The organism is Sphingomonas sp. F9_3S_D5_B_2 (assembly GCF_054263715.1).
This window is the reverse complement of record NZ_JBSZFB010000007.1, coordinates 1-1,046: the sequence shown is the minus strand read 5'-3', so window position 1 is coordinate 1,046 and position 1,046 is coordinate 1. Positions and strand designations below refer to the sequence as shown.

Here is a 1,046-nt window from a genome sequence, read left to right as displayed (position 1 = left end):
CATGAACCTCGCTCACGTAAGTGAATCTCATCCACTTGCGTTAGAGAACGATTCTCAGCGCTTGCTAGGCAGCTTTGTCGCCGGCGCGCTTCCGGTTGCCGGCGGCCGAGAGTCTCTTGTGCCTCCCGCCCGTTCCTATGGGAGACGCTCTCTGAACACCCGCACAATACCTTCGACGCTCGAACCACTAGTCATGAAGTTGGCATACCGAGCAACGCTAGCCGCGGAGGACCGAGCGGCCATCCGCGCGTTGCCGTGCACCGTCAAGAGAGTGGAACGCAGCGAGATTCTCGTACGTGAGTACGACCGGGTGAATCACTGCTGCCTGATCCTGTCTGGATACTCCGTTCGCTCGAAGCTGGTTGCCAGCGGCCAACGTCAAATTGTTTCGATTCAGATTAAGGGCGAACTTGTCGACCTCCAGAACTCACTTCTGGAAACTTCGGATCACGGCGTGCAAATGCTCACGGCCGGAAATGTTGGGATGATCCCGCGGACGGAGATCGTGCGGCTTGCCCGCGAGCGGCCGAATGTCGGTCAGGCATTGTGGATCGACACGCTCGTGGACGGATCGATATCTCGGGAGTGGGTAGCGAATGTCGGGCGGCGAGATGCCAGAACTCGCATCGCGCACCTTCTTTGTGAGCTTTCGGTGCGGCTCAATCTCGCGGGAGTGGGGGACAAGAGCAACTTCGAAATGCCGCTGACTCAGGAGCAGCTAGCGGACGCAACGGGTCTCACGGCGGTTCATGTCAATCGTACCATGAAGGCTCTGGAGGCAGAGCGCCTAATCGATCGGTCTAATCCGAGGACGATCCATATCGCCGACTGGCGCAAGCTCGCTCGAGCAGGTGATTTCGACAGCAACTATTTACACCTGCGTTCAGGGGAGCCGGCTCTCAATTAAGGCTGCCGCACTAGTGTTCGCTTGAGAAGCAGCTGCAGCCATTGTGCTCGACCGGATGTGACCAGCGCACCTGATGACCGCACTGGGTTGAAATAGACACCGCGCTGACTTGCATCAGTGTAAGTCCGGCAAGCACCCC

At 58.3% G+C, this 1,046-nt stretch carries 1 protein-coding gene; it reads left to right on the top strand.

What is annotated here, in order from left to right:
* Positions 1-271: 271 nt before the first annotated feature.
* Complete coding sequence (locus ACUXST_RS12705; RefSeq protein WP_458390360.1) at positions 272-907, top strand: Crp/Fnr family transcriptional regulator; 636 nt, start codon at positions 272-274, stop codon at positions 905-907.
* Positions 908-1,046: the final 139 nt, after the last annotated feature.